The sequence below is a fragment of the Aquabacterium sp. A08 genome, from assembly GCF_011742065.1.
The window spans coordinates 1-5,540 of the sequence record NZ_JAAQQT010000566.1 but is presented as its reverse complement, the minus strand read 5'-3'; the positions used below and the strand labels follow the sequence as shown (position 1 = coordinate 5,540).

The window sequence follows — 5,540 nt, the reverse complement described above, 5'->3', positions numbered from 1 at the left end:
GACCCCTTCAGCGGGGTGCAGGTGCTGCAGGTGGAGGACAACGGCCCCGGCATTCCCGCCCACGAGCGCGGGCTGGTGCTGGAACCGTTTTACCGCGCGCTGGGCACCAACGTGGACGGCTCGGGGCTGGGCCTGGCCATCGTGCACGAGATCGTGCAGCAGCACGGCGCCACGCTGGAAATGGAGGACACCCACCCCGGCCGGGCACAGGGGCGCGGCCTGCGGGTGTCGGTGCGTTTTGGCCAGCCGGCCGATCAGGCCGACAGCGGCTTGTAAACGTTGAGCTGCAGCTTCTCGCGCTCGACCACCCGCGCCACCGCCGGCAACGCCGCAAACGCCTGGGCCAGGGCCCAGGTGGCGGGCAGGGTGGTGGGGTCGATGCCGGCAAAGCCGCCCCAGCGCAGGAAGGTCAGCGCGTAGGCATCGAGCACGCCCGGGTTCGCGCCGGTCAGCCAGGGGGTGGTTTTCTTCGCCACCATCGCCTCGATCTCGCCCAGCAGCTCGCGGTACTTGCCCACGTTGTAGGCCTTGACCGCCGCCTGCGCCTCGGGGTGGTCGGTGAACTTCTGCGGCATGAACACGTGGGTGAAGGTGGGGTGCACCGTGTTGTTCATCCACACAAAGGTTTCGATCACGCGGGTGCGCGCCAAGCCGGCTTGGGGCAGCAGGCCGGCCTCGGGCAGACGCCGGTCCAGGTGCAGCACGATGGCCACGATCTGGGTGATCACGTCGCCGCCGTCCACCAGCACCGGCACCTGGCCGCGCGGGTTCATGGCCAGGTATTCGGCGCTTTGCTGCTCGCCCTTGTGCAGCTTGACGCCGACGGGCTCGAACGTGGCGCCGGCCAGCTCCAGCAAGGCGTGCGGCACAAAGGAACAGGCGCCGGGGGCATAGTACAGCTTGAGGCTCATGGAACGGGTCTCCAATGGTTATGACGGAAAACGAAAGATCATAGGCCGGTCAGCCGGCCGTCTTGCGCGCCGGGGTTTTGCGCGCGGCGGTTTTCTTGGCGGCGGTCTTGGCCGGGGCCTTTTTGGCCGCCGCCGTCTTGCGCGGCGGGTACTTGCTTTCGCGCGGCTCGAACTCGAACCCCACCTTGCCCGCGCCCGGGTCCCAAGCCAGGAAGGCCTTGAAGGCGCGGCGCGTCTTGTTGGACACGAATTTGTCCAGCAGGTCGGTCTTGCCGGTGCTCAGCAGCTTGCGCATCTGCTCGGGCGCGATCTCCTGCTGCAGGATGGTGGTACCGCTCTTGAAGTCGCAGCTCGGCGTCGGTTGCCCCACCGTCGGCACGGCCTTACTGCAGACGTAGTTGGCACCGTGCGCGTGCACCGGGCTGCCACACTTGGGGCAAGGGCCCAGGCTGTCGCGGCCGGCAAAGTCCACCAGCTCGCCGGTTTCTTCGTCCTGCTTGTCGTCGCCAAAATCGAATTCCAGCTTCCAATTCTTGTCTTCGTCGCTGAACTTGAGCGCCAGCTCGGCCACGAAGGGCCAACCGGCCTTGGAGCGGAAACCCTCCAGCGGGCCGATGTGCTTGGCCGCCAGGAAGGCGTCGGCCTCCGCCACCTCGAAGGTACGCCCGCCCGGCGATTTGCCAAACGAGAAGCCGCAGCCCTCGCCCTGGCCGTCGGCGCCGGTGCAGGCGTAACGGCGGTAGTTTTCCTTCACCACGCCGCCACAGTTCGGGCACGGCGCGGCCAGGGTGGCGTAGTTGCCGGGCACGGTGTCGCGGTCGTATTCCTTGGCCTTTTTGACGATGTGCTCGGTCATCGCCGCGATCTCGCGCATGAAGGCCTCGCGGCTCAACTGGCCACGCTCCATCAGCGACAGCTTGTGCTCCCACTCGCCGGTCAGCTCGGGCTTGGAGAGTTCTTCCACCCCCAGGCCGCGCAGCAGCGTCATGAGCTGGAACGCCTTGGCGGTGGGGATCAGTTCGCGACCTTCGCGCAGCATGTATTTTTCGGTCAGCAGGCCTTCGATGATGGCCGCGCGCGTGGCCGGTGTGCCCAGGCCCTTTTCCTGCATGGCGCTGCGCAGTTCCTGGTCGTCGACCATCTTGCCGGCGCCTTCCATGGCGCCCAGCAGCGTGGCTTCGCTGTAGCGCGCCGGGGGGCGGGTTTTCAGGCCCTTGGCGTTGGCTTCGTCGGTGTGCACGGTTTCGCCCGGCTGCACCGGCACCAGGTTCTGGCCTTTGTCGCCGGCCTTGGCGTCTTCCACGTCTTCGGCGGCCTCCTTGCCGTACACCGCCATCCAGCCGGGCTTGACCAGCACCTTGCCCTCGGTCTTGAAGGCGTGCTGGGCACCGGGTACCGCCACGGTGGTGATGCGGGTGGTGACCTGGAACTCGGCCGCTGGGTAGAACACCGCGATGAAGCGGCGCACCACCAGGTCGTACAGCTTCTGCTCGGCCTCGCTCAGGCCGCTGGGCGCCTGCAGCGTGGGGATGATGGCGAAGTGGTCGCTCACTTTGCTGTTGTCGAACACCCGTTTGGTGGGCTTGATGTAGCCGTTGTTCAATGCCACCAGAGCGTGCGGCGCCAGGTGGTTCAGCGGGCTGTCGGCCAGCATCTCGAAGGTCTGTTTCACGGTGCCCAGGTAGTCCTCGGGCAGGGCGCGGCTGTCGGTCCGCGGGTAGGTCAGGGCCTTGTGCTTTTCGTACAGGCTCTGCGCCAGCGCCAGCGTGGTTTTGGCGCTGAAGCCGAAGCGGCCGTTGGCCTCGCGCTGCAGGCTGGTCAGGTCGTACAGCAGGCCGCTGGCCTGGGTGGTGGGCTTGGACTCTTCCGTCACCGTGCCGGGCTGGCCGCGCACCGCCTGGGCCACCGCCTGCGCATCGCGCTCGTTCCACAGGCGGTCGGCCTTCAGTTCGGCGTCGGCGCCCTCGCCCGTCGGCTTTTTGAAGGCGGGGTCAAACCACTTGCCTGGGTACTGCCCGGCCTGGGCGCCGAACGCCGCGTGGATTTCCCAGTAGTCGCGGCTCTTGAAGGCGCGGATTTTTTCCTCGCGCTCCACCACCACCGCCAGCGTGGGCGTCTGCACCCGGCCCACGGTGGTCAGGAAGAAGCCGCCGTCGCGGCTGTTGAAAGCCGTCATGGCACGGGTGCCGTTGATGCCCACCAGCCAGTCGGCCTCGGAACGGCTGCGCGCGGCGTCGGCCAGCGGGCGCATCTGCTCGTCGCTGCGCAACTGCTCGAACCCGTCGCGGATGGCCTGCGGCGTCATCGACTGCAGCCACAGCCGCTGCACCGGCTTGTTCAGCGGCTTGGCGCCGCCCGCGTACTGCTCGATCAGGCGGAAGATCAGCTCGCCCTCGCGCCCAGCGTCACAGGCGTTCACCAGCGCGCCCACGTCCTTGCGTTTGGCCTGCTTGACCACCGCGCTCAGCCGCGATTTGGTCTTGTCGATGGGTTTGAGGTCGAAGTGCGGCGGGATCACCGGCAGGTGGGCAAAGCTCCACTTGCCGCGCTTCACGTCGAACGCCTCGGGCGCGGCGATTTCCACCAGGTGGCCCACGGCGGAGGTGACCACGTACTGGTCGTTTTCGAAATGGTCCTCGTGCTTCTCGAATTTGCCGGCCACGGGGGTCAGCGCCCGCACGATGTCCTGGGCCACCGACGGCTTTTCGGCGATGACCAGCGTTTTGGTCTGAGGGGTCGTTTTCATCTCTACAATTCACTCCCATGCGCGCGCACGCGCACTTGTGTGCGCACACATGCGCGCACATGCATGAAATTACCTTACCAAATTTCCGCACGTGCCTGCCAGCCCCACCACCGACACCCCCACCACCGCCCCACCCCGGCGCGGCCGCCGCCTGCAGACGCGGCGCTCGGGCGTGCACGGCAAGGGTGTGTTCGCGCTGGCCGACCTGGCCGCCGGCGAGCGCCTGATCGAGTACACCGGCGAAATCATCAGCTGGGACGAGGCGCAACGGCGCCACCCGCACGACCCTGCCCAACCCCACCACACCTTTTACTTTCACATCGACGACGGGCACGTGATCGACGCGCTGCACGGCGGCAACGCCTCGCGCTGGATCAACCACAGCTGCGCCCCGAACTGCGAAGCCCAGGAAACCCCCGAGGGCCGGGTGTTCATCTGGGCGCTGCGCGACATCGCCGCCGGCGAAGAGCTGTTCTACGACTACGGCCTGGTGGTGGACGGGCCCTACACCCGCCGGCTGTTGGCCGACTACCCCTGCCGGTGCGGTGCGGCCGCCTGCCGCGGCACCCTGCTGGCGCCCAAGCCCCGAGCCGCACGTGCCGCCCGCGCCCGGCGCCAGGCCACCCCCGCATGAACGCCCCCGACCCGGCCCTGGCCACCCTGACCCGCGCCGCCGAAGACCTGTGGCAGGCGGTGGCGCCTCTGCTGCCCGGTTTTTCGGTGGAGGTGCTGCCCCGCATCGACTCCACCAACACCGAACTGATGCGCCGCGCCCGCGCCGGCCGGCACGAGCCGGTGCTGCTGGTGGCGCTGGAGCAGACCGCCGGGCGCGGCCGGCGAGGCCGCGGCTGGGTCAGTACCCCCGGCGGCTCGCTGACGTTTTCGCTGGGCCTGCCGCTGCGGCCGCGCGATTGGTCGGGCCTGTCGCTGGTGGTGGGGGTGAGCTTGGCCGAGCAGTTGCCGCCGGCCGTGCGCCTGAAGTGGCCCAACGACCTGTGGTGGCACGACCGCAAGCTGGGCGGTATTCTGGTGGAAACCGCCAACGTCGGGGACCTGCGCTACGCGGTGGTGGGCGCGGGCCTGAACCTGCACACCCCCACCCTGCCCGACCCCGCCCCCGACACGGCCCCGAGCGACGCGCCGCCCCCCATGCCGCCGGTGGGTCTGGACGCGCTGGTACCCCCCGGCGCCCCCCTGCCCGACGCCGGCGACGCCCTCCTCACCCTGGTACCGGCATTGGTGCGCGACCTGCTGCGCTTCGAGCGCGAGGGCTTTGCCCCGTTTGGGCCGCGCTTTGCCGCCCGCGACGCCCTCTACGGCCGCCCGGTGCGCCTGTCCGACGGTCAGGAAGGCACCGCCGTCGGCGTGCGCAGCGACGGCGCGCTGTTGCTCGACACCGGCCAGCGCACCGAAGCGGTGGTGCAACACGAAGTGAGCGTGCGCCCGTGCTGAGAGCGCTCGTGACCCTGCTCCTGCTGGCCAACCTGGCCTTCTGGGCGTACACGCAGGGTCACCTGAGCGGCTTGGGCCTGGCGCCCGACACCTCGCGCGAACCCGAGCGCCTGGCGCGCCAGCAGGCCCCGGACAAGCTCACCTTGCTCAACGCCGCCGGCACCGCTCCCGCGCTGGCCTCGCCCCCTGTCCCCACGCCGGCCGAGGACGCCGCCGGGCACCCCCTCACCGAACCGGCCCCGCCCGACAGCGCCGCACCGGCACCCACCGCGCCCCCCCAGGCGACCGCAGCACCCGCGCCCAACGCCTCCCCGGCAGCGCCGCCCCCGGTGGCCGGCGCCCAGCCGCCCACCGCCTGCTGGGTGGCCAGCGGCCTGGCGCCCAGCCAGACGGTGCTGGTACGGGCCGCCCTGCAAAACCTGCCCGGCCTG

5 protein-coding genes and 1 pseudogene are annotated in these 5,540 nt (G+C 69.6%); 4 read left to right on the top strand and 2 right to left on the bottom strand.

The genetic code is table 11. From position 1 onward, the window contains the following. Positions 1-276, top strand: a 276-nt coding sequence (locus tag HA630_RS06360; protein ID WP_166833397.1) for a HAMP domain-containing sensor histidine kinase, incomplete at its 5' end; no start/stop codon positions are given. On the opposite strand, the gene HA630_RS06355 is transcribed toward HA630_RS06360, so the two are convergent. Both HA630_RS06355 and HA630_RS06350 read right to left on the bottom strand, forming a co-directional pair. Further along, on the bottom strand, positions 255-911 hold the full coding sequence (locus HA630_RS06355; RefSeq protein ID WP_166833395.1) for a glutathione S-transferase family protein: 657 nt from the start codon (positions 909-911) through the stop codon (positions 255-257). The genes HA630_RS06360 and HA630_RS06355 overlap by 22 nt on opposite strands. A gap of 49 nt (positions 912-960) precedes the next feature. Beyond that, positions 961-3,657, bottom strand: coding sequence for a DNA topoisomerase III (locus HA630_RS06350; protein WP_243855366.1), 2,697 nt, complete (start codon positions 3,655-3,657; stop codon positions 961-963). A 91-nt stretch (positions 3,658-3,748) separates the two neighbouring features. Here HA630_RS06350 and HA630_RS06345 point away from each other — a divergent pair, with 91 nt between their 5' ends. The 3 genes and pseudogenes from HA630_RS06345 to HA630_RS06335 all read left to right on the top strand — a co-directional run. Then, positions 3,749-4,291 carry an SET domain-containing protein-lysine N-methyltransferase gene (locus HA630_RS06345; protein ID WP_166833393.1) on the top strand — a complete coding sequence of 181 codons (543 nt, stop codon included), beginning with the start codon at positions 3,749-3,751 and terminating at the stop codon, positions 4,289-4,291. Beyond that, positions 4,288-5,109, top strand: coding sequence for a biotin--[acetyl-CoA-carboxylase] ligase (locus HA630_RS06340; protein ID WP_166833391.1), 822 nt, complete (start codon positions 4,288-4,290; stop codon positions 5,107-5,109). The genes HA630_RS06345 and HA630_RS06340 overlap by 4 nt, the downstream gene beginning before the upstream one ends. 8 nt (positions 5,110-5,117) lie before the next feature. After that, a pseudogene (locus HA630_RS06335) lies at positions 5,118-5,540 on the top strand (hypothetical protein); the annotation flags it as partial.

What these genes read in the sequence shown, in the direction of transcription:
- HA630_RS06355 (WP_166833395.1), bottom strand. Translation starts at nt 911, where the DNA reads ATGAGCCTCAAGCTGTACTATGCCCCCGGCGCCTGTTCCTTTGTGCCG.
- HA630_RS06350 (WP_243855366.1), bottom strand. Translation starts at nt 3,657, where the DNA reads ATGAAAACGACCCCTCAGACCAAAACGCTGGTCATCGCCGAAAAGCCG.
- HA630_RS06340 (WP_166833391.1), top strand. Translation starts at nt 4,288, where the DNA reads ATGAACGCCCCCGACCCGGCCCTGGCCACCCTGACCCGCGCCGCCGAA.